Source organism: Candidatus Binatia bacterium (assembly GCA_036504975.1).
In the GTDB taxonomy this organism is placed as follows: Bacteria; Desulfobacterota; Binatia; order UBA9968; family UBA9968; genus JAJPJQ01.
Map to the genome: position 1 here is coordinate 1 of DASXUF010000073.1, position 22,028 is coordinate 22,028.

Sequence of the window (22,028 nt, forward strand, 5' to 3'; positions counted from 1 at the left end):
CCAAAGGCCTGCTCGACGAAGCGCAGAAGAATCTCGACGCCGGCGATCACGGCAGCGGAGTGAAAAACGCTAACGCGGCGTTGGACATCTTGAAGAAGAAATAGCGGGCTATTTCTTCAACTCCGATTTCCAGCCGGAGGAGCTGAGCATCCTTCCGGTGATGTTCTTCGATTCCTCGCTGCCGAGAAAGACGAAGACGCCGGTGACCGACTCCGGGCTGCCGCCGCTGTAGCCGGTGAGCTTCGTCGCGACGTATCCCGGCTCCACCGAATTGACCCGGATATTGCGGCCTCTCACTTCCGCCGCGACCGTTTGCGTAAACCCTTCCAGCCCCCACTTCGACGCCGCGTACGCCGCAAAGTTGGCATAGGCGCCGCGGCCGATCGACGACGAGACGTTGATGATCGAGCCGCCTTTTTGCCGCGTCATGATCGGAAGAACCGCCCGCGTCGCGAGAAACGGCCCGCGCAGATTGACGGCGATCGTGTAATCCCACTTTCTGACTTCCAGGTCCGTGACCGGCGCCGGCCGCGTCATGACGCCGGCGTTGTTGATCAGGACGTCGATCCGGCCGAAGCGTTTTTCTACCGCGTCGATCAATTTGCCGACGGACTCCTCCGCGGACACGTCGCACGTGACCGCCAGGCACTCGGCTCCAATGGCTTCGATTTCTTTCGCCGACTGCGCGAGCTCCGGCTCCGTCCGCGCGCAGATCGCGAGCTTCGCGCCCTCGCGCGCGTAGTCGAGCGCCACCGCTTTGCCGATGCCCCGCCCGGCGCCGGTGACGAGCGCGACTTTGTCTTTGAGCTTCATGACGGTCTCCAAACGGCCGTAGAGGTCTTTTGCGCTTAGCGGACCGCGTATTCCTCTTCCTGTGTAAAAAGTTTGGGAGTATGATAGCGGCACGCTCGGGTTAAGTTTACAAGGCTTAAGGTTGAAGAAGAAGAATAGAGGAGTCAAGTGAAACCAAAAAAATACTCTTTTCATAAAAGCGCTTTAAGCGAAAAGGCGCCGATGGTGAAAGAAGCAAGCTCCGGCCGGTATGCCCGTCAAATTGCCCGCAAGCCTTCGGCTCGGATTGGAATCAGCTTGGCGGAGGCTAAAAAACGGCTTAAAAGGCGCGTTAAGAGAAGTGAAAAAGATATCGAATGGGCGCTAGGGATTGTTGGAATCGGAGAAGGCCCGCCGGATCTCTCTGAGAACATGCGCGCCTATTTACGGCCTGAGAAATGAGTGAGCCGGTGTTCGTGGATGCCTCGGGCTGGGTGGCGATTACCAACACGACTGTTCGAGTCTCGTGATTATGGAAGGAACCGGCTGCAAACAGGCTTTTGCATTCGATCGGCACTTCGTTGAGGGCAGCCGGCAGTATGGCTTCTCGCTTGTGAGAGAATGACTCACGGTTGATGGGTGTCCTCCTTTACCCGCAGGCTAATAACCGATCCCGTCGTATATGAGTAAAGCAGGAGACTGCGGCCACAAAATAAGGCCGTCGCCGACGAGCGGCAGACGGGGAAGTGTTTTGTGACGCCGAATAGACTCAGACGCGTTGTTATTGGCCTCGCCATCTTTTTTGCCTACACGAGCGCAGTTCATTTCCCTTTCCAGATTCATTCGCACGCGGCGGAAAATCGGCCGCTGTGGAAAGTCCGAGCGAAAAACAACGTCGTATATCTTTTGGGATCGATCCATTATTTGAAACGGCAGAACTATCCTCTCGACCGGGCGATGGAAGCAGCCTTCGAGGACGCTAAGAAAGTGGTTTTCGAAATCGACCTGGAGAGCGCGGGCGCCGGCGAGAAAGAGCAGCTCATGGTTTTGAAGGGCGTGTATGCGGATGGCACGACGCTCAAGGATCATGTAGCGCCGAGCACTTACGCGCTGGCCGAGAAGCAGTTGAAGGCGTTGGGCTTGGACATTCAAATCTTCAATCAGTTCGAGCCGTGGCTCACGGCGCTCACGGTACTGGGGTTGAAGCTCCAGGCCATGGGCTTCGATCCCGGCCAGGGCGTCGACCGATATTTTTTCCGCAAGGCGAAAAAAGAGCGGAAAGAGACCCATGGCTTCGAGACGCTCGAATATCAATTGGGCCTGTTCGACGGATTGCCGGAGCGCGTGCAGGAGGCTCTGTTGCTGCAAAGTCTCGGCGAGGCCGATCTGACCGAAGCGGCGGTGGACGCGGTCGTCAAGGCCTGGGCTTCCGGCGACTTGAAGACGCTGGACGCGCTTCTGTTGCAGGGCATGAGAGACTATCCGGATCTCTATCGGACTTTGATCGTAGACCGTAACCGAGCCTGGCTTCCCAAGATCGAGTCCTATCTGTCTCACAACGAGAACTACCTCGTGGTCGTCGGCGCCGCCCATCTGGCGGGAAAGGACGGCCTGATCGAGATGCTCAAAGCCAAGGGTTATGCGGTAGAGCAATGACGGTCGAGATCGCCTCCGGTGTATTTTGACCGGGATCCGAACTGCATATGGCGAAGGTAAGCTTTTCTCGCAAGCTTCGCATACTCCGCGCCGGCGTCTCGTTGAAGTGCCCGCGCTGCCGCGGCGGCGGACTGTTCGACGGATGGTTTCACATGTTTACGGAATGCTCCCGCTGCGGGCTTAAATTCGAGCGCGAGCAGGGATTTTTCGTGGGCGCGATATACGTCAACTACGCGGTCACGGTTTTGATCGCTCTTCCCGGTTTTTTTCTCCTGGACTACTACGCGGAGGTTTCTCTCCGGCAGCAGCTTATTCTATGGGGCGCGTTCGCAACGGTTTTCCCCATACTGTTTTTCCGGCACTCGAGAAGCCTGTGGCTCAGCGTGGCTTATCTGTTCGACCCCGACGACGAGACTCGGCTCCGGTTGGTGCCAAAGTAGGCGGCTTCATGAACAGCGCGAATATCGGGCCGCGCGAGAGCTGCAAGCGTCTGCGATTTTGTCTAGTCATGATGGGGGCGGGAGTCGGTTTGGCGGCGGCGCTCGGCGCGCTTCACGCCGATCGCCTCTGGCGGCTGCTGCTTTTTCTTCCGTTTTGGCTGGCCGCGCTGGGCTGGCTTCAAGCGCGGGAGAAGACTTGAGTCGTCCTGGCGAAGCGCGGTGCGCGCAACCTGGACGCGGGGGAAGAGAAGATAGAAGATGAGGATCTGACGGCGGGTCTGCGCAAAAAAGCCGTGGGAATTCGCGCGCGGGCTTTGCTCGCGGCGGCCTTGCTTACGCTGCTCTTCTTTGTCGCAGTTCCTTGATCTCTTGTCTCCGGCGCTGTTTTGTTGTTCGATATTTCGGTGAATGACCTTTCGGGAGGTGAGGCATGAGCGAACTAGCGGCCAAGGAATGTGTGCCCTGTCGCGGCGGCGTGCCGCCGCTGAAAGGCAAAGAAATCACCGCTTTGCAGGAAAAGCTCGGCGGCGGTTGGAAGGTTGTCGGCGAGCATCATCTCGAAAAAGAGTACGCCTTCAAAAATTTCCGCGAAGCCCTCGATTTTACCAACAGGGTCGGCGAGCTGGCGGAGGCGCAGGGCCATCATCCCGACATCTATCTCGCCTGGGGCAAGGTGAAGCTCACCATCTGGACGCACAAGATCGACGGCTTGACGGAAAGCGATTTCATCTTCGCCGCCAAGGCGGACGCGGCGCGCTAGCAAGCCGTTAAACAACTTTCTTTACGGTCTTGGCGTCTTGGCGCGACCCTCACCCCTTCCCTCTCCCGCTTGCGGGAGAGGGCATCTCACGCGCAAAGGCGCAAAGCGTGCCAAGGGAAACGGTGAATAATCCCGGCTACGGACTAGGTTTCGCCTCTTCCTCCGCCCCCATCGCTCGCGCAGTTGCTTTGAGCTTTCGCCGTGGTAGTAGTGTTCGGCCATTGCTTCTCCTCCGCGAGTTGAATTTTCGAAGGATCATACCGGCTGGCTTACCGTCAAACAAGCTCGCTTGCATTTGACAACCGCCGCCGGGGTTGGCCAGAATAGAAGCAGGTTGAGGAGGGATAATATTTCATGGCATCTTTTGATATCGTGAGCCGGGTGGATTTGCAGGAGGCCGACAACGCGGTGAACGTCGCCCGGAAGACGATCCTCACGCGCTACGATTTTCGCGCATCGAAGACCGAAATCACGCTGGATAAAAAGGAAAAGAAGATCCGCGTCGTGACCGAGGACGAAATGAAGATGCGGGCGGTGCAGGAGTCGCTGGTCGAAAATTTCGTGCGGCGAAAGATCGACCCGAAAGCCCTGGAGGCAAAGGAGATTCAACCCGCGTCGGGAGGAATGATCCAGCGCGAGATCGCCATCAAAGAGGGCGTGGACACGGACACGGCCCGCACCCTCATAAAACTGATCAAAGGCTTGAACCTGAAAGTTCAGGCGGCCATCCAGGAGCAGCAGGTGCGGGTCACGGGAAAGCAGATCGACGATTTGCAGACCGTGATCAAAGCCGTGCGCGCCGCGAATATCGGAGTGCCGCTTCAGTTCAGCAATATGGCCCGCTAATAAGGAGTTGTGTCGCCATGAGCGAAAAAATCCGCAAGAGCGATGAAGAGTGGAAAAAAGAGCTGACGCCGGAGCAGTACCAGGTGTGCCGCCAAAAGGGCACGGAGCGCGCTTTCGCCGGAGAATACTGGAACAGCAAGGAGAAGGGCACGTACAAGTGCGCCGCCTGCGGCAACGAGCTGTTCAGCTCGGACACGAAGTTCGATTCGGGCACGGGTTGGCCGAGCTTTTGGGAGCCGGTCAAGCCGGACAACGTCGAGACCGAGATTGACAACAGCCGCTTCATGCGCCGGACCGAGGTGCTGTGCAGCCGTTGCGACGCCCATCTCGGCCACGTGTTCGACGACGGCCCGCAACCGACCGGCCTGAGATACTGCATCAATTCGGCGGCCCTCAAGCTCGCGAAAAAACCCTGAGCGGCGCTTTTTACCAATCCTAATTCCTAACCCAATGGAATACACTACCCTCGGACGGACCGGACTACGAGTCAGCGTCGCCGGCCTTGGCTGCGGCGGGCCGAGCCGTCTTGGCCTGCGGGACAACAAATCCGAATGGCAGTGCGTTACGCTCGTGCGCCAGGCGCTCGATCTCGGCGTAAACTTTCTCGACACCGCGGAAGTTTACGGCACGGAGAAGATCGTCGGGAAAGCGGTCGCCGCCTTCACCAGGGACAAAGTCGTTATTTCCACCAAGAAGAAATTTCCTTTGGATAACCCAAACGATCCGGCCGGCGAGGTGCGGAAAAGCCTGGAACAGAGTCTTCGGCTCCTCAAGACCGATTATATCGACGTCTATCACGCGCACGGCGTGGAGCCGGGCGAGTATGCTTACGCCGCGACGGAGCTGCTTCCGGTGCTTGCGAAAATGCGCGAAGAGGGGAAGATTCGTTTTATCGGCCTCACCGAAGCCTTTGTCGACGACATGAGCCACCGTATGCTACGGCAAGCAATCGACGACGGTCACTGGGACGTCGTCATGGCCGGCTTCAACATGCTGAATCAATCGGCGCGGAATGAAGTATTGCCGAAAGCTCTGGAGAAGAGCGTCGGCACGTTGGTGATGTTTGCCGTGCGACGCGCTCTCAGCCAGCCGAAGCGACTGAAGGACGTGTGCGCCGAGTTGAGGACGAAAGGCTTAATCCCGCGTGACGCCTGCAATCCGGACGCGCCCATGGATTTTTTGATTCATGATGGACACGCCTCGACCGTTGTGGACGCCGCGTACCGTTTCTGCCGTCATCAGCCGGGGGTGAACGTGGTCCTCACCGGCACCGGCAGCGCCGATCATTTAAAAGAAAACCTCGCGTCCCTCGCGAAGCCTCCTCTGCCGAACGGGGTCACGGAGAAGCTGAAGCAAATTTTCGCAAAAGTAGACTGCGTGACGGGGAACTAACCATCAGAATGATGGTTAATTCGGGAGAGGGAAATGCGAACAAGAGCCACGGCACCTCATGACGGCCAGTCCAACAATCTGGAGCGTTGTTTACTTCTCGCGGGTCTATCTTTAACAGGATCTCAAACGCGACTGTCCAGCGGCAACGATACAAACATTCCGGCACGGGAGCACCGTCTACCCACAGGGCGAACGCTGCGGCGATCTCTTTTGGGTTCTAAGCTTTTCTTGAGATCACGATGAAGATTGCCCCCGAGAACCGGTCGCTTGCCGGGGAAATCTACTCGAAGTATCGACGGCCTTTTCTCTCCGGCATTCCCGGAGCGCAATCCAAGGATCTGCTGTTAAGGACCGAAGACGTGCAGGTGCTTCACGGCTTCGACTCGAAGACAAATGCTGAGAGCTACCTTGGAAGCACGCTCTTCCAAAAAGACGTAGTCGCCGCACTGAAGCCCTACCTGGTGGCGGACCCGGAGATCCGGATCTATGAATGCGCGTAGGAAAACACCAGAAGAGACTCCAATGGCAACGGCGAACGACCCATCGGCGCCTGAGTTCTGGGACATTCGATTTCGCGAGGGCCGAATGCCATGGGATGCAGGCGGAGTTCCACACGAGTTGGCCAAGTACCTGGCCGGAGCTGCGGGAGGAGGCCGGGTGCTAATCCCCGGCTGTGGCGCCGCGTACGAGGTTGTTGCGTTCCATGAGGCTCGGTACGAAGTCATCGCCATCGACTTCAGCCCGGCGGCCGTGAGCGCGGCGGCTCACGCGTTAGGGCCGTTGCAGCGACTTGTACGTCTCGGCGATTTCTTTCAATATGACGTCGGCACTATCCCTTTCGACATCATCTATGAACGGGCCTTCTTGTGCTCTCTGCCGCGGCGCTTGCGGCCGGCTTATTGCGCGCGAGTTTTCGAACTGCTCCGTCCGGGCGGTCTACTAATCGGTTTCTTTTTTTATGATACAAACGAGAGTGGACCACCCTTCGGTTTAGGCGAAGGAGAACTTGACGATCTTCTGAAAGGGCGGTTCGTGCTGGAGGCGGAGGAAAAAACATGCAGCTCGGTTCCGGTGTTTGCCGGTAAGGAACGATGGCAGATCTGGCGACGGCTGGAGACAGCAGCCACGTGAGTGTGACAGAGAACCTAATTGAGCGGCACACTGTGTGAAAACGTGTCGTTCGTCCTTCGACTCGCTCAGGACGAACGGCGAAGCAGTTCAATTGTAATGCGCCTCACCCCGTTCGTGGTGAGCATGTCGAACCATGAACGGGGTTTTCACACAGTCTGGCGTTCGGAGGACTCACCATGTTGTTTCGCGAACTCAACCACGGCAAATGCAAAACTTACCTCATCGCCTGTGAGAACACGCGCAAGGCCGCCTTGATCGATCCGGTCAGGGAGAAAATCGATCGTTACCTTGCGATTCTCGCGTACTATGGTTGCAGGCTCGACGCCGTCATAGATACCCATAGCCATGCCGACCACCGTACCGCCAGCTTCGATCTGTGCGGGCTGACCGGCGCCAAAGTGATCATGCACCGCCGCGCTCCCGCGCCCCACGTGGAAATCCACGTCGACGACGGGCAGCGGCATCGCATCGGAGACATCGAGCTGCAAGTGCTCTATACGCCGGGTCACACGCCCGACAGCATGAGCGTTTTTACGGAAGGGCGGGTATTCACGGGCGATACCCTGCTCATTCGAGGCACGGGACGTTCCGATTTTGCCGGCGGCGATTCCGGAGAGCAATTCGACTCCATCACGCAGAAGCTCTTTCGTTTGCCGGACGAGACTCTGGTGTTTCCCGCCCACGATTATCGCGGCAACAGTCATTCGACGATCGGCGAGGAGAAACGTTTCAATCCGCGGATTTCAGGCCGGACGCGCGAGGAGTATATCGCTCTCATGAACAATCTCGGTCTTCCTCTGCCGGACAAGATCCAGGAAGTGCTCCAGCCGAATCAATCCGCCCTGGAGGACGATCGAATCGCCTTCCCGACGCTGGCCAAGTTAAGTCAGGTCCGGCAGATGACTCCCAAGGAAGTGCAGGGCCTTTTGGGCGCCGCCGCGCCTCCATTCCTCGTCGACGTGCGCGAACCGGAGGAATACGACGGCGAACTCGGACATATTCCCGGCAGCGTGCTCATGCCCCTCAAGGATCTATCCGCGAGGGCCGCGGAGCTGGAGCCGAGCAAGGAGAGGCACGTCATCGTCGTCTGCCGCGCCGGAGTACGAAGCACTACGGCCGCCGCCATCCTGGTAGGCCTCGGCTTCGAGCACGTCTCGAATCTCAAGGGTGGAATGCTGGAGTGGAACGACCAGAACCTGCCGGTGGAACGAGTTGAGCAAACGCCGTAAGGTCCCCGATCCACCCACGCCGGTACCCGCGGCGATTTCTACGATTCCTTGAAGAGCTTTGCGTATTGCTCCCACGCCGCCGGGGCGATCTCGGCGGTTTTGAGATTTTCTTCCACGTGGGGGATCTGCTTCATGCCGACGAGCGCGGTCGTGACTCCGGGAGTGGAGCGGACGAATTGGAGCGAGCGCTGCGCGTCGGTTTGGAAGCCGCCGAAGATTTCGCCGACGAAAGGCGGCAGATTGCGCGCGAGCTGGCCCTGTAAAATCGACGCGCTCGACATCACGGCGATGCCCAGACTGTCCGCCGCCTCCAGCGTCGATAGCTGCTCTCCCGCGACGATTTGATTTCTCTTTGTCAGCGCCTCGGTCATGCCGAGATTGAACGGGAGCTGGATCACTTTGAAGTGGTGGTTGTCGCCGCCGGCCTTGCGCGCGACCTCGACGACCTCGGCGACCGATAAATATTCTTTCGTGCCGGAATCGTTGCGGTAGGCGTTCCACGTCGCCGTCCCGTACATGCGGATCTTCGCCGCCGCGACCGCGCCCTCCAATACTTCGAAGGCTTTGAACAAGCGGCCGTTGAACTCTTCGCGCGCCACGGCGGCGAGCTGCGTCTCCGGGTTGTGGAGATAATAGATGTCGATGCACTCGACGCCCAAATTACCGAGACTCGTATCCAACTGGTTGATGAGATACGACGGCGTCATGCAGTGGCAGCCGGCGACGAGGTCCGCGGGCGCGGCGATGCCCGGCTTGACGAACGTATCGGTAAAGTAGCCGCGCATGTCCGGAGGAGGAGAGCCGTCGAAGGGAAGGAAGCCGCCTTTGGTGGCGAGGACGATCTCGCCGCGCTCGAATCCTTTTGCGGCCAAGTCTTTCAGCGCCGCGCCGATGGCGCGCTCGCTCCTCTGAAAGCGGTAGTTGATCGCGCTGTCGATCACGTTACAACCCAGCTCGACGGCGCGGACGACCGCGCGCCGGTAGAGATCGTCCGCCGCCGAGTCGTGGTTGCCGAGATAGGTGCCGATGCCGATCGATGAGAGCAGGAGTCCTTGAGATTCGCGGAAATGCTCGCCGGGAATCTTGCCCTCGAACCGTTTGCGATAGGCGGCGGTTTGTTCCGCCGTCGCCCAACCGGAGTGGCCCATTATCGGGTTCCCGCGGGTGAAACGCGGCGTTGGGGTTTCACCGGTTCTCTTCGAAACACCAGGCCGTCCAGGCCCAACGTTCTGCCGGGATTGGAGAGTATGAACATCACGAACGCGACGATGAAGGTTTGCTGCTGCGCCATCGGCGCGCCTCCTCTGGCCATGCCGGGGCCGAAGAAATAGTTCACCAGCATGAAGAGCCCTACGACGGAGGTCCAGCGCGTGAGTAGTCCCAAGATGAGGCAAGCGCCGACGAGTATCTCGCCCCACATCACGAGATGGCTGAACAGCTCCTTGTTGGGAACCACCACGTCCATCAGGAAGGACTTGTACCAGGGGTAAATTTCGATCTTATTGAGATCGCCGATCTGTGTGCCGATCCAGTCGGTGTGGGGGAAATCCCGACTATATTTTCGTATTCCCTGATAGAGCATGTAGTAGCCGATCCAGAGGCGCATGAGCACGACGTGCCATAGATAGGTACGCTCCGACAGATTCATGTTCCCTCCTTGGAGGCGCCGGCCTCCGCTTAGAATTGGTCCTTGAGCCGCCGAATGTGTGCGAACACGGAAACCGGATTCAAAGCCAGATTGGGGAACTGCTTTTGCAAATTTTGCTGGATCTCACGGCTATCCCAGCGGAGAAAGGGGTTGGTCTCCTTTTCTTCCGCTATCGTGGATGGAACCGTCGGAAGCCCCCGCGCTCTCATAGCGCGCGCTCTCTTAAGCCGGTCGGACAATTTCGGATTATCCGGCTCGATCGTCAAGGCGAATTCGAGATTTTTTTCGGTGTACTCGTGGCCGCAGTAGACTAGGGTATCGTCGGGAAGGCGCATGAGCTTCTGGAGCGAAGCGTGCATCTGCTCGGCCGTTCCTTCGAAAAGACGGCCGCATCCGGCGGTGAACAGCGTGTCGCCGCAAAAAAGACTATGGCCGAAGAGGTAAGCGGCGTGTCCCGTCGTGTGTCCCGGAATAAAAAGCACGCGCGCTTTGAGCCGGCCGATCTCGATTTGATCGTCCTCGTCGATGGCTCGAGTCAGACCGGGAATCCTGTCCTTATCGTTCTTATGGCCGTAGACCTCCAGCCGCCGGCGCGCCAAGCGTTCGATGATGCCCGCGTTTCCGCCGGTATGATCCCTGTGGTGGTGCGTGTTGAGAATCGCTTTGGCCGTAACCTTTTCTATTTCAATCCGATCCAGAACCGGCTCGGCCTCCGAGGGGTCGATCACCGCCGCCTCGCCGGTGTCTTCGCACACGACCAGGTAGCCGTAGTTGTCGCGCAGAAGCGGGATCTGAACGACTCTCATGCGGTGTCTTTATAGCAGATTACAAAGCAGCGACAAGAGAAGCTTCACTCAAGAACTCCCGCGCTTGAGGACCGATTTTGTGCTAGATTGATCGCATGGTTCGCGCCGGCGTCGGACAGTCTTCTCATCCGTCAACCGAGCGGGCCGCGGAAGAGGCGGCTGCGCGGGCCATGAGCCGCGCGGGTATTTCCGCAGCCGATCTCGTCCTGGTTTTTTTCTCCGTCGATCATCTTCCCTCCTGGCGGAAGCTCGTCGCCGCGCTCCAGCGCGTCTCCCGAACGGACCAGATCGTCGGCTCGAGCGGAGTGGGCGTATTAACGATCGACGGCGAGATCGAAGGAAAGGCCGGGCTTGCCGTCATGGTTGTGGCTTCGGACGACACGTGCGCCCGCGCGTTTTTGCATCACCCGCTCTCCGGCCGCGACACGGAAATCGGCGCCGAGCTCGGCCGAAACGCATCCGCCGGCGAAGAGTCTCTCCTGGTTGTGTTTCCCGACGCGTACAACTCACAGCCGCGCGCGCTCTTTCGCGGCATTGAAGAGTCCCGGGGCTTTGTCCCTCTCGTCGGCGCCGGCTCGTCCGAGAACGGAAGTCAGGGCAAGACCTTCCAGCTTTACGGGCACACGATCGCCACGAACGCGCTGGCAGGCTTCTCCCTCGCGGGCGCGTTTACGAGCCGGATAGGAATCACCCAAGGCTGCCGGCCGGTGAGCGCGCCGATGACGATCACCAAGACCGAGGGCAATCTCATTCTCGAAATCGACAACCGTCCCGCTTTCGAGGTCTTTTCACGGATCGTCAAAGGGCCGCTGCTGGAAAATCTCGGACGCGCCCTGGCCTATATCTTCGTCGGTCTGCCGGTAGACACGGGCAAAAACAGCGTCGGTCCGGGAGAATACCTCGTCCGGAATATCGTCGGTCTCGATCCGCGCGCCGGAGTCCTCGCCGTCGCCGAGGAGATCTTCGAGGGCGAGCGCATGGTGTTTACCTTACGCGACGCCGAGAGCGCGCGCGAAGACTTGGGCCAGATGCTCGGGCGCCAGGTTGAGAGCCTCGGCGGCAAGTCTCCGGCGTTGGGTTTTTATTTCAATTGCTGCGCGCGCGGCAGCTCGCTGTACGGGATGGACGGCATCGACGTCGCGTATATCCGCCAAGCTCTCGGCGAATTTCCCTTGATCGGTCTCTTCGGCAGCTTCGAGCTCGGCCCGCTCGGACGAAAGAATCATCTGCTCGCCTACACCGGCGTGCTCACGCTGATCACGGAAAAGTAGAACAGGATGCTTGACTATTTATGCGTTCTTCGCCTCCTAATCACTGCTGCTGTTGTGTCGTTCTCGATCGACGCCGTATCGGCCGGAGAGATGCCGGATGCGCTCACAAAAAAGCTCGCAGAATTTAAGGGCGCCGAACGCGGGCAGATGACTCCCGTCAAAAGTGAAGCACTCAGCCGCGAGTTCCGCGGATATTCGTTTTATGTGCTTCGCTTTAGGCAGTATCCGGTGGCGGTGGCCCCTCCAGATCCGCTCAAGGCAAATAATCTCTTCATGGTTAAGCCGGATGGATCGGTCGAGAATATAGTCGATACGGAGAAGCTGAAGAACTTTTTCCGCGCCGCTCTTGCGCCGGTTAAGGCAGAGGCCGAGGCCAGGGACACCGCCGCGGCGTGGCTCCAGCTTGCGCAGGAACTCTATCAGGATGGGTTTTTCCGCTTTTCACTCTCCGAGGATTCCATCCAGGTCGGCGCGCTGAAGGATGGCGGTCTCGAAGTCTCGGGCAAAGCTGTGGTGAATCCGCAAGGAGGCAACAGCGGACAGATTAACGTTGCGCTCACCTTCGATCCTGCCGGCGCGCTGACAAAGGTCTCCGAGTCGGCCCAGCTCCGTCGCGGCGTCCGGCCGATTTGCCAGGCGACCAAGCTTTTAGACCCGGACCCGATCGTGCGGGGTATGGCTGAGCAGGCTATCCTTCTCATGGGTAGTGCTGCCAAGGAATATCTGGACGAACAGCGCGCAAAGGCCGGCCCGGAACTTCAATATGCCATCGACGAGATCTGGCGGCGGATTGTTGCGAAAGGGCGATAACAGCTTGCCCGCATACGGCGAAGAGCTTGCAGACAGACAACATACGGGTCTACGGGTTCTCGATCGCAACGTCAAAGTTCTCGGCATAGTCAGCCTTCTGAACGATCTTAGCAGCGAGGTGGCTGTTCGCACACTGCCGTTGTTTCTCGCCAACGTCCTCGGAGTCAAGACCGGCATTATCGGTTTCATCGAAGGGATTGCCGAGAGCACGGCGACCCTGCTGAAGATCGCTTCAGGATACCTCGCCGACCGATCGGGGAAGAAGAAGGCTCTCACCTTATGGGGTTACGGCCTCTCGGGTCTGACCAAGCCGCTGTTGTATTTCGCAAACACCTGGGGGCTGGTCCTGGCGGTTCGCTTTCTGGATCGCGCGGGCAAGGGGATTCGCACCGCCCCTAGAGACGCTCTTATCGCCGATGTCACCCCAGAGCAGCACCGGGGCCGCGCCTTCGGCTTCAACAAGGCGATGGACAAGGTCGGGGCCGTTGTGGGACTTCTCGTTGCGGCTTGGATCTTGTCGGTGATGCCGTCTGATGGAGGCGCTCTCACGCGGGCAAATTATCAGGCGCTCGTTTTGCTCTCGGTGATCCCAGGGCTCGCTGCCGTATTGATATTGGCGATTGGTGTCAGCGAACCCGCAGGTCGGCGCGCCAAACTCGCAAAGGAAGGATTCGTCGGCTGGCGCAGCCTCGATCGTCGGTTCAAGGCTTTTCTCGGGGTCATCGTCCTTTTCACTCTCGGCAATTCCAGCGACGCCTTCCTGATGCTACGCGCCCAAACGGTCGGACTCTCGACAACGGAAATTTTTCTTTTACTGGCTGCTTTCAACTTGGTGGTTTCACTCTCCTCGTTTCCAGCCGGAATTCTCTCTGATCGTCTCGGCCGTCGCAAGCTCATCATCTGCGGCTGGCTGATCTATGCTTTGATTTATTTTGGCTTCGGCGCGGCCGCGACGGCGTGGCAGGTTGTGGCGCTCTACGTTCTGTACGGACTCTACCACGGCGCGTTCCAGGGAGCGGCGAGCGCTCTGGTGGCGGACCTCGTTCCGCCGGAGCGCCGGGGAACCGCCTACGGTCTTTTCAACGGCGCGATCGGCGTCGCTGTTTTCCCCGCGAGCTTTGTCGCCGGGCTCTTGTGGCAATGGTTCGGCCCGGCGGCGCCTTTCTATTTCGGCGCGGTTCTGGCGTGCGCGTCTTCGTGTCTTTTCCTATTGATTCCGGAAAAAAGGTAAAGAAAATAGGTCGAAGCGTTTGCGAGGTTCTAGAGGCGGCGTTGAGATAAGTCCTCTCACCGTGTTATAAGAACTCGTTCGCGGAGATGGCGTTCTCCTTTAACCGCCCGCCGAGGCTGATGACGCCTACTTCAATTCAGGAGGTAGCGTCATGGAACAGCTCTGGTGGGAAGCGTCCCTATGGATCGCTCTTGCCCTTATCTCCAGCCTCTTTTCCTTGAGGCTGGGGATCTCGGTCGCTCTCATAGAACTCATCGTCGGCATCGCGGCCGGAAACACGTTTCGCCCAAGGGTTGAGGAGTGGGTCAACTTTCTGGCGAGTTTCGGCGCGCTTGTTTTAACCTTCCTGGCCGGCGCGGAACTTGAGAGCCGGACGTTAAAAAAGTTCTGGAAGGAAAGCCTGGTTCTCGGCATCCTTAGTTTTGCCGCTCCTTTTGGTTTAAGCTGGCTCGCAGCGGAGTTCCTTCTCGGCTGGGAACAAGGCGCCGCGCAGATCGCGGGCCTGGCCTTGTCGACAACGTCCGTAGCGGTGGTCTATGCCGTCATGCTGGAGAGCGGTCTCAACGAGAAACCCATCGGTAAGCTTATCCTTGCCGCCTGTTTCGTAACCGATCTCGGGACCGTGATCGCTCTTGGATTGCTCTTTACCAGTTTTGGTCCGCAGTTTTGGATTTTTGTCGGGATTACGATCGTCGCGCTGGTCTCGTTGCCCAAGTTCACCCGCTTCTATCTGATTCGCGTCAACGCCCACTCGAGCGAGCCGGAGGTCAAGTATGTTTATCTCGTTCTGCTGTTGCTTGCATACCTGGCCGTCGGCGGAGGAAGCGAAGGAGTGCTGCCCGCGTACCTCGTGGGCATGGTTCTCGCGGATACCTTTCTTGCAAACAAGGAGTTGATCAGACGCATGCGAGCCACGACCTTTGCTCTGCTGACGCCCTTTTATTTCCTAAAGGCCGGCAGCCTGGTTGACTTGAGGGCCGTGTTGGCAAGCCTGGGACTCATCGTCCTCTTCTTTTTCTCCAAGACCGCGGCGAAATTTCTTGGCCTCTATCCGGCCGGAGCTGCTTTCGGGTTTGCCAGAAGAGTCAATCTTTACACGAACCTGATGATGTCAACCGGCCTCACTTTTGGAACGATCTCCGCGCTCTATGGTCTGACGCACGGAATCATCACGCAAGATCAGTATTCCGTTCTTGTCGTCACCGTGATTTTAACGGCTATTGTCCCGACAGTGATCGCTCAGACCTTCTTCGAGCCGAAAGGGAAGGAACGCGAGGCTCTGTTTGCGCAAAAAGGAGGGAAGGGAAATGTTTAAGAGGATTCTCGTCGCTTACGACGGCTCGGACGGCGCCAAGTTTGCGTTGGACAAGGTTACAGAGATGGCTGAGGCCGCCGCGGCCGAGCTTCTGCTCCTCGCGGTCGGCAGAATCCCGGAATATGCCGAGACGGTGAGCGAAGCGGAAGAGGCTAGAGAGCAAGCAAAGAGCTACTATTCGAAGATCATGGAAGACGCCGCTGATCGTCTGAGACAACAGGGTTTGTCCGCGACGGTCCGCATAGATTTTGGCAAGCCGGGCGATGTGATCTTAAGGATTGCAGAGGAATCGGGCGCCGATCTCATCGCGCTAGGAACAAACCCTCATTCCGCCATGAGGAGAAGGTTTCTCGGGGCCACCGTGGATAAAGTGGTAGATCGCGCCCACTGCTCGGTCTTGGTTGTTAGACGCGAGACGGCCGAATGATCGGAAGCTCCGATATCCTGCTCCTGGGCGGCGGCGCCTTCGTCGCCTCGGTGCTGGCCGCGGTCGCAGGCTTCGGCGGGGCGGCGATCTTGCTGCCGATCCTCGTCCCGATCTTCGGCGTCCGCGACGCGATCCCGATCCTAACCGTTGCGCAGCTCGTCGGGAACCTGAGCCGCGTCTGGTTCAATCGCCGCGAGCTGGATTTGCCCGTTGTCGGCTGGTTCGCCGCCGGCGGCGTGCCGGCCGCGCTCGCCGGAGGATTTCTATTCGCGTCGGCGCCGCTCTCGTTTCTCACCCGCTTGTTGGGCGTCTTTCTCATCGCGGTTGTGATCTACCGCCATAGCGGCAAACGCCCGGCGGGAAGGCTTCCGCTCCGCGCCTTCCCCTTCATCGGCGCCGTTTTCAGTTTTCTCTCGGCGCTCTTGGGCAGCGTCGGACCCATCATGATTCCTTTCTTTCTGGCTTACGGACTTGTCAAAGGCGCGCTCATCGGCACGGAAGCTCTAGCTACGGTCGTGATGCACGTTACCAAGTTGGTGGCTTACGGCAGCGCGGCGGTTCTAACGACCGCCGGTCTCGTGGCGGGACTCGCCGTGGGATCGATCATGATCGTCGGTTCTTTCGCCGGAAAAAAACTTCTGGACCGCCTGCCCGAGCGGCTCTTCGTCGCGCTCGTCGAGCTTACGCTCGTCGTCGCGGGCGTTCTATTCCTGATCCGGGGATAGACCGTAGGGGGACGGCATGGCGAAGAAAGATCGTCAACAAAGATTTTTCGAGCGAGATGCATTGACATTCAGAACGAGCTTGTTATTCGTGAGTGTATGTATTCACGGAGAAAGAAACCTTCCGTTCTGATCGTTCTTCTGTTTTTCTGCGTCGTTGTTTTCTACGTTGAGTTGAGTCATGCGGCGCGCATGCGAAATTTCTCGAGCGCAGAGATCTCGGTCGGTGCGCGCGCTTTCGAACGGAGTGGCGCTCCGACGACGGAGCGGGAGGCGTTCAAAAAAACGCCGCTTGCCGACAAGGAGACCGCTTTTTCGGAACCTGCCCGGACTCCATCGCGAGACCTGCCCTCGAAGGAAAGACGCGTCGAGGACGCCTTACTCAATTTTCGCGCGCTTTCTCTGCCCCGGCTCATTCTCGCTCCCAAAGTTTCCACCAATCTATTTCTCTCCGTTCTCAATCTTTGATCTGCGCCGGTTCTTGAAGCGGATAGTCCGCTCAACAACGGGCGCTTTCCGCGCCGCGAACCGCGTGATTTCACCCAGTGACCGGCGCGCGCCCCCAATAAGAACAAGGAAAAGGAGATGTCTAAAAATGTTGCATCAAACCAAGGGTGTATTTTGTCTGCTTGTCGTGATTTTAGCTGGAGCGTTGGCCTTCAATGCGGTTCCTGCGAGGGCGCTTCAAGATGTTCGCGAGGATATTCCTCCCAGGGTCGTCGGAGAGATTCCCGGCGCTCCGGTCGGTTATTGTCACATGAAATTTCCCGCGATCGACGAGAAAACTTTAGGAACCGACCGGCCGAGGCTTGAGCGCCCCGACTCGGGCAATATCATCGACTTCTACGGTCCCTGCGATCATGACCCGCTGGGCGCGGAAGAAGTCCAGAGACAGATGAACGAGAACCAGATGGAGCGTGTCCGGGATGGCGAGTAGTTTGGGCTGAACGGTTTCTCGTCGCCCGGCATGCGGGGTGCGCGGCATCGGGGAGAGGCGTCTCTCCCCGATGCGCGGCGCTAACGCCCGATGCGTTTGCGTTTGTTGGCGATGTAATCGACCACGATGTAGTTGCCGATCTGGTCGGGTGAGGTATAAAAGACGCGTCCGGTGTTCAGGCGCGAGAGCTGATCGATAAAGCCGCGGCGATAAAAATCGGTGCCGAGCATGAAGGTGTTGATCTTGATGCCGCTCTGCGTGCAGCGCCGGACTTCTTTCAGCGTCTCCTGGACGATCCGCTCGTGCAAAAGCGCGGAGCCCCAGCCGCTGTGGAGCCGTCCGCCGCGGTCGAGGGTCACCGCGGTCGGCTCGCCGTCGGTGATAAGGATGATCTGACGGTTGGCCGCCTTCTGCGAGCCCAGGATCTGGCGCGAATAGCGCAGCGCCTCTTTGATGTCGGTGCCGTGCTCCATGAAATAGGTGATGGCCACGATCGATGGCAGGTCCTGCGCGCGGATCACTTTGGCGTTGGAGCGGAAAGCCACGAGGTGAAGCACATCCTGCGGATATTTGGTCTCGATCAGACGGTGCAGCGCGAGCGCGACTTTTTTTCCCGCGTGCAGCGCGTCGTTCATCAGCATCGAATAGCTCACGTCGATCAGCAGCACGGTCTCGCAGTCGCTGGAGAATTCCTGGCGGTGGACGGTGAAATCTTCCGGTCCGATCTTTAACGGCACGCCGCGTTCGCCCCTTTCCAGAGCCTTCATCAGCGTCTCGCTGATATTGACGTTGAGCGGGTCGCCGTATTCGTATTTCTTCGTGTCTTCCAGCGTGTCGCCTTGCAGTCCTTTCAAGGTCGTGTTGTGGTCGCCCCAGCGGTTCTTGTTGAGCATCTGAAAGATTTCTCTGAGCGCTTTGTCGCCGATTCTTCTCATGCCCTTGGGACTGAGCTTGAGGCCCTGGCCGGTGCGGACGAGGTAGCCGTCCTCTTCCAGCATGCCCTCGATGCCTTTCAGATACTTGAGCTGCTCGTAGGCTTCTTCCCCCAGCAGCTCGCGGATATCGTCCAGGTTGAGATCCGCGATATCCGCCATGCCCCTTTGTCCCCAGCGGAGAAACTGCTCCAACCGCTTCAGTTGCCCGAGAATCTGACCGGCTTCGCCCATGCCCATTCTCTCGGAGCCCTGGAACGGATACTGGTTCAAAAGCTGCTGCAACTGGTCCATTTGATTCAGCGCGTCGCTCAACTGGCCCAGCTGTTCCTGCGTGAGGGAATTCAAATTCTCCAGAAGGTTGTCCAGATCTTCCACCGCCGCATCCAGCATATTGGGAAGGTTCTTGAGAAAATTTTCGTCTTCGAGGAGCCGGTTCATTCGATCCAGCATGTCCATGAGGTTTTGCTGGCCCTGGCCCGTCAGATTCTGCGGCCGCTTCATCTTGCTCTGCGATAGCTGCTCTTTGAGACGCTCTCTCAGCTCCTGGTAGCGCTCGAATCCCTCCTGCATCTTGCGCGCCAGCTCGTCCATGTTCTGCGCGTAGCGTCCGGAGAGTCGCTCCATGAAGTTGCGCATCTTTTCGTGGTAGGCCTCGAGCTTTTCCGCCAGGCTGTTGAGCTTGTCGCTGAGCGCTTTGGCCTCTTCGGGCGTGAGCTTGAATGAATCCGGCGAATACTTCTCCAGCAGCTCCTTCTTCTTTTCCTCGGCTTCGCGGAGGATATCCCTCAGCCCTTTGACCGAGCGGAGCCCATCCTCGGAGGCGACGCCGCGGCGCATCAAGTCTCGGAGCGCCCGGCGCACGCCTTCTTCCTCCAGGAAATTGTCGGAGAGGTGCTTGAGCAGGTCCTCGGAAGTCGGGAAGCGGATCTGCTGCGTGCCGTCCCACTGAGTGTAGCGATGGATTCTCATCGAAGGTCAATATAGCTCAGAAGAAAGTAGAAGGAAATAGGACTAAAGAAGGTCGTAGGAGGCAGTCGATAGGACGTAGAAAACGCTTGCGATTCTCTCCGATTGAAATGGTGAAATCAAGAAGTTCTACGAGACGTGCGTTCGGGCCACTCCGTCAAGCCATGGAAGAAGCTTTTAAAAAAGCTCATTGACATGGAGACTAAGGGAATATAGGGTTGAGCCGTTCTAACCAAAGGGCCTAACGTGGTCCCAATTCATATAAAGCGCGTTTCTCTGATCGTTTTTTTTTGTTTCGAGCCTTTTTTCTGTCGAGGGCTTGCCTATTATGAAGACAGTAACAACGGTTTTGCTAGTTTTTCTGTGGGTGTCCCCATCCTTGGCTGCATCTTTGGAGGAGTTGGCCAAGCCGGAAGGGGAAGTGGTTTTTTATAGTTCGCTCAACAGCGATCAAATTAAAGCGCTGACGGACGGCTTCAGCAAGAAATATCTCCATATAAAAGTGTCTTTTTTTCGCGCGACCGGCGAGCGAATTATGCAGCGCATTCTCGCCGAGGCGCAGGCCGGGCGTCACGCGGTAGACGTTTTCACCGTAGCGGGAATAAAGATTCAGCCGATTAAGGATAGGGGATTGACCGCTAAGTTCGTACCCGAGGCCAGCCCTTTTTATGCCGACGGCGTCAAAGACCCTGAAGGGCATTGGACCAGTCTTCTACTATTGTTGAGCGCCATGGGGTACAACACGAAACTCACTTCGCCCGGCGAAGCTCCGAAGAAATATGAAGACCTACTTTCTCCCAAGTGGAAAGGTAAAATTGGCATCCATGCTCGGGATCCGGAGTGGTTTCTAAACCTACAGCGGCGCATGGGAAGAGAAAAAGCCAGAGCTTTTCTGAAAAGCCTCTCGACCCAAAATCCCGGTGTCCAACAAGGGCACACTCTTTTGGTGCAGCTTTTGACCGCCGGAGAATACCATCTGGCGTCGAATATATACGCCCACACGCTGGCGCGGGAGCAGGCAAAGGGAGCGCCGGTGCAATGGATTTTCGAAGAACCTGTCGTCACTTACATGGTTCCGATCGCGTTGGCCAAAAATGCTCGCCATCCCAACGCCGGCAAGGTCTTCATCAACTTTGCCTTGTCGCGCGAAGGGCAAATCCTGCTTCGCGATCAAGAGGCGATTCCCGCCCATAAGAATGTCGACGCAAAAGCGGTTTCTTTGAAAGGGCTAAGGCTCCTTCCCAGCGATCCTCACATGGCGAAGGACTACGAAGCGGCTTTAGGGGAGATGCAAGTTTTACTGGGGACTAAATAGGGAACGTTCCAAAAGCTGGCGATGGCCCCGAAAGGCCGCATCACTCCTTTGGATAGCGCCGTAAGAAATCAATAAAGGCTTCGACGAAAGGAGATCCTCGGCGAGTCTTCTGGACGGTGAGATAGAGAGGCTGCTTCAGATCGAGACCTGAAACCTTGATCAGCTTCAATCGGTTGGCCTTAAGGTCTGATAGGACGTGACACTTCGAAAGAAGGCTGATGCCCAAACCGCCTGCCACCGCGTTTTTAATCGCGTCTCTGGCGCCTAACTGAACATCAACTTCCAGCGTTGGTGTCAAAGAAAATCCTATTTCGGCAAATTTCGATTCTATCATCTCGCGAACCGGAGTCCCTTTTGTATAAAGAATCCATTGTTCCTTGCCGAGAAGCTTTAAAGGAACGGAGTCCCGTTTGGCAAGCGGATGTCTCGGCGGGGCAATCACTACTATCTGCTCTTCACGATAGGGCTCACTATGTAGGAGACTAGAATGTGGACGCCGGCTCATAATCGCAATATCGAGTTCTCCGTCTACTAGCATTTGTTCAAGAATCTCGCCCGCTTGAAATTTGATCACGACTTCAACACCGGGGTAGTTCTTCTTGAACATTTGAATTGCCATAGGGAGAAAAGATGCTGCGGCCAACGCCGAACCCCCAATACGGAGACGGCCTTTCTTTAGGCCCCTTATTTCCTCTAGCTCTTGCGGAATTTTCTCGACCGTGGCGAGCACGTTCTCCGCGCGCTTCAAAAGCAGTCTGCCGGCCTCGGTGAGGTGGGGTTTTACACCCAACCTATCGAAGAGCTTGACCCCAAGCTCTTTTTGCAGGCTGATGACTAACGAGGAGACGGAAGGTTGGCTGATCTGCAAAACTTTTCCCGCTTTGGTGAAGCTTCCTTCCTTAGCCACTGTCGCGAACGTCTTTAACTGCCACAGTGTCATCAACATTCTCCTAATAGCTTGATCGGGAGTTTCTCGCTGTCCAAGTGAGAAATCAAGAATGTTTCTTCGAATACAATTCATTCGATTGGCCTATAAGGCAAAGAATTTGCATCGTGTTTTTGGTAGCATCCGGTCCTTCGGCTAACTTGGCGGCCCTCTGCTCGGGAAGATTCGCCGCCGCGTTGACCGCCAGAGAAGCCGTTGACAATGAAGCAATGAGAATATTAATAAGTATAAGGCCATCGAAGCAGGATAATAAGCGAGAGCATGATGGTAAGAATTATCTCCCTGACTGTTCTTTGTGGCCTTGCTTTTTTCTTTGTTCCTGATTCGGTATGGGGCCAATCCGACCATACGGCCAGTCTCGTCGAAGGGGCGAAAAGAGAGAGGAAGCTTGTTTGGTACACGTCCATGGCCGCAACGGAGTCCAAACCGTTACTGGACTCCTTTATGCAACGATACCCTTACGTTCAGGTGGAA

Annotated in this window: 26 protein-coding genes and 1 riboswitch; of the genes, 20 read left to right on the forward strand and 6 right to left on the reverse strand. The window is 57.5% G+C overall.

Translation table 11 applies throughout. The annotated features are described in order from the left end of the window. Positions 1-108 precede the first annotated feature (108 nt). Positions 109-813, reverse strand: coding sequence for an SDR family oxidoreductase (locus tag VGL70_09135; protein ID HEY3303682.1), 705 nt, complete (start codon positions 811-813; stop codon positions 109-111). Positions 814-960: 147 nt separating this feature from the next. On the opposite strand from VGL70_09135, the gene VGL70_09140 reads away from it, so the two are divergent. The 11 genes from VGL70_09140 (at position 961) to VGL70_09190 (ending at position 8,225) form a co-directional block, all read left to right on the forward strand. Beyond that, complete coding sequence (locus VGL70_09140) at positions 961-1,233, forward strand: hypothetical protein (GenBank protein ID HEY3303683.1); 273 nt, start codon at positions 961-963, stop codon at positions 1,231-1,233. A 291-nt stretch (positions 1,234-1,524) separates the two neighbouring features. After that, the gene (locus VGL70_09145) at positions 1,525-2,427 is read left to right on the forward strand and encodes a TraB/GumN family protein (GenBank protein HEY3303684.1); all 903 of its coding nucleotides are present in this window, start codon (positions 1,525-1,527) and stop codon (positions 2,425-2,427) included. Between the two features lie 47 nt (positions 2,428-2,474). Next, positions 2,475-2,867: a DUF983 domain-containing protein gene (locus VGL70_09150; GenBank protein HEY3303685.1), complete on the forward strand. Its 393-nt coding sequence runs from the start codon at positions 2,475-2,477 to the stop codon at positions 2,865-2,867. 8 nt (positions 2,868-2,875) lie between these two features. Continuing rightward, positions 2,876-3,067, forward strand: a complete 192-nt coding sequence (locus VGL70_09155) for a hypothetical protein (protein HEY3303686.1) — start codon at positions 2,876-2,878, stop codon at positions 3,065-3,067. 230 nt (positions 3,068-3,297) lie between these two features. Next, positions 3,298-3,627 (forward strand): 4a-hydroxytetrahydrobiopterin dehydratase, encoded by a 330-nt coding sequence (locus tag VGL70_09160; GenBank protein ID HEY3303687.1) that lies wholly within the window; start codon positions 3,298-3,300, stop codon positions 3,625-3,627. A gap of 354 nt (positions 3,628-3,981) precedes the next feature. Further along, positions 3,982-4,473, forward strand: a complete 492-nt coding sequence (locus VGL70_09165) for a YajQ family cyclic di-GMP-binding protein (GenBank protein HEY3303688.1) — start codon at positions 3,982-3,984, stop codon at positions 4,471-4,473. Between the two features lie 17 nt (positions 4,474-4,490). Continuing rightward, positions 4,491-4,889 (forward strand): peptide-methionine (R)-S-oxide reductase MsrB, encoded by a 399-nt coding sequence (msrB, locus tag VGL70_09170; GenBank protein ID HEY3303689.1) that lies wholly within the window; start codon positions 4,491-4,493, stop codon positions 4,887-4,889. Between the two features lie 34 nt (positions 4,890-4,923). Continuing rightward, positions 4,924-5,865, forward strand: a complete 942-nt coding sequence (locus VGL70_09175) for an aldo/keto reductase (GenBank protein ID HEY3303690.1) — start codon at positions 4,924-4,926, stop codon at positions 5,863-5,865. A gap of 239 nt (positions 5,866-6,104) precedes the next feature. Continuing rightward, positions 6,105-6,365, forward strand: coding sequence for a hypothetical protein (locus tag VGL70_09180; GenBank protein ID HEY3303691.1), 261 nt, complete (start codon positions 6,105-6,107; stop codon positions 6,363-6,365). 22 nt (positions 6,366-6,387) lie between these two features. Beyond that, on the forward strand, positions 6,388-6,996 hold the full coding sequence (locus VGL70_09185; protein ID HEY3303692.1) for a methyltransferase: 609 nt from the start codon (positions 6,388-6,390) through the stop codon (positions 6,994-6,996). A gap of 176 nt (positions 6,997-7,172) precedes the next feature. Beyond that, the gene (locus tag VGL70_09190) at positions 7,173-8,225 is read left to right on the forward strand and encodes an MBL fold metallo-hydrolase (protein ID HEY3303693.1); all 1,053 of its coding nucleotides are present in this window, start codon (positions 7,173-7,175) and stop codon (positions 8,223-8,225) included. A 38-nt stretch (positions 8,226-8,263) separates the two neighbouring features. Here the strand turns inward: VGL70_09190 and VGL70_09195 are convergent, their stop codons facing one another. The 3 genes from VGL70_09195 to gloB are packed head-to-tail and all read right to left on the reverse strand — an operon-like array spanning position 8,264 to position 10,679. Then, the gene (locus VGL70_09195) at positions 8,264-9,373 is read right to left on the reverse strand and encodes an aldo/keto reductase (GenBank protein HEY3303694.1); all 1,110 of its coding nucleotides are present in this window, start codon (positions 9,371-9,373) and stop codon (positions 8,264-8,266) included. Continuing rightward, positions 9,373-9,873, reverse strand: coding sequence for a DoxX family protein (locus VGL70_09200; protein ID HEY3303695.1), 501 nt, complete (start codon positions 9,871-9,873; stop codon positions 9,373-9,375). The genes VGL70_09195 and VGL70_09200 overlap by 1 nt, the downstream gene beginning before the upstream one ends. A 29-nt stretch (positions 9,874-9,902) precedes the next feature. After that, positions 9,903-10,679, reverse strand: a complete 777-nt coding sequence (gene gloB / locus VGL70_09205) for a hydroxyacylglutathione hydrolase (GenBank protein ID HEY3303696.1) — start codon at positions 10,677-10,679, stop codon at positions 9,903-9,905. A 95-nt stretch (positions 10,680-10,774) separates the two neighbouring features. Between gloB and VGL70_09210 the strand changes: the two genes are divergently transcribed. The 7 genes from VGL70_09210 to VGL70_09240 all read left to right on the forward strand — a co-directional run bounded on the left by VGL70_09210 (position 10,775) and on the right by VGL70_09240 (position 17,392). Continuing rightward, positions 10,775-11,950: an FIST N-terminal domain-containing protein gene (locus VGL70_09210; GenBank protein HEY3303697.1), complete on the forward strand. Its 1,176-nt coding sequence runs from the start codon at positions 10,775-10,777 to the stop codon at positions 11,948-11,950. Positions 11,951-11,956: 6 nt separating this feature from the next. Continuing rightward, positions 11,957-12,760, forward strand: coding sequence for a hypothetical protein (locus tag VGL70_09215; GenBank protein ID HEY3303698.1), 804 nt, complete (start codon positions 11,957-11,959; stop codon positions 12,758-12,760). Next, positions 12,741-13,991: an MFS transporter gene (locus tag VGL70_09220; protein ID HEY3303699.1), complete on the forward strand. Its 1,251-nt coding sequence runs from the start codon at positions 12,741-12,743 to the stop codon at positions 13,989-13,991. Before VGL70_09215 ends, VGL70_09220 begins: the two co-directional genes overlap by 20 nt. 73 nt (positions 13,992-14,064) lie before the next feature. After that, positions 14,065-14,127, forward strand: a riboswitch (Fluoride riboswitch). A gap of 15 nt (positions 14,128-14,142) precedes the next feature. Beyond that, positions 14,143-15,306, forward strand: coding sequence for a cation:proton antiporter (locus VGL70_09225; protein HEY3303700.1), 1,164 nt, complete (start codon positions 14,143-14,145; stop codon positions 15,304-15,306). Then, positions 15,299-15,733, forward strand: a complete 435-nt coding sequence (locus VGL70_09230; GenBank protein HEY3303701.1) for a universal stress protein — start codon at positions 15,299-15,301, stop codon at positions 15,731-15,733. The genes VGL70_09225 and VGL70_09230 overlap by 8 nt, the downstream gene beginning before the upstream one ends. Beyond that, the gene (locus VGL70_09235) at positions 15,730-16,458 is read left to right on the forward strand and encodes a sulfite exporter TauE/SafE family protein (GenBank protein HEY3303702.1); all 729 of its coding nucleotides are present in this window, start codon (positions 15,730-15,732) and stop codon (positions 16,456-16,458) included. The genes VGL70_09230 and VGL70_09235 overlap by 4 nt, the downstream gene beginning before the upstream one ends. 592 nt (positions 16,459-17,050) lie before the next feature. Beyond that, the gene (locus VGL70_09240; GenBank protein ID HEY3303703.1) at positions 17,051-17,392 is read left to right on the forward strand and encodes a hypothetical protein; all 342 of its coding nucleotides are present in this window, start codon (positions 17,051-17,053) and stop codon (positions 17,390-17,392) included. Positions 17,393-17,472: 80 nt separating this feature from the next. Here the strand turns inward: VGL70_09240 and VGL70_09245 are convergent, their stop codons facing one another. Next, complete coding sequence (locus tag VGL70_09245; GenBank protein ID HEY3303704.1) at positions 17,473-19,296, reverse strand: VWA domain-containing protein; 1,824 nt, start codon at positions 19,294-19,296, stop codon at positions 17,473-17,475. 376 nt (positions 19,297-19,672) lie between these two features. Between VGL70_09245 and VGL70_09250 the strand changes: the two genes are divergently transcribed. After that, on the forward strand, positions 19,673-20,608 hold the full coding sequence (locus VGL70_09250) for an extracellular solute-binding protein (protein ID HEY3303705.1): 936 nt from the start codon (positions 19,673-19,675) through the stop codon (positions 20,606-20,608). Between the two features lie 40 nt (positions 20,609-20,648). Here the strand turns inward: VGL70_09250 and VGL70_09255 are convergent, their stop codons facing one another. Next, positions 20,649-21,548 carry a LysR family transcriptional regulator gene (locus tag VGL70_09255; protein HEY3303706.1) on the reverse strand — a complete coding sequence of 300 codons (900 nt, stop codon included), beginning with the start codon at positions 21,546-21,548 and terminating at the stop codon, positions 20,649-20,651. Positions 21,549-21,815: 267 nt separating this feature from the next. Between VGL70_09255 and VGL70_09260 the strand changes: the two genes are divergently transcribed. Then, positions 21,816-22,028 (forward strand): hypothetical protein (locus VGL70_09260; protein HEY3303707.1); only part of this gene is annotated, 213 nt, incomplete at its 3' end.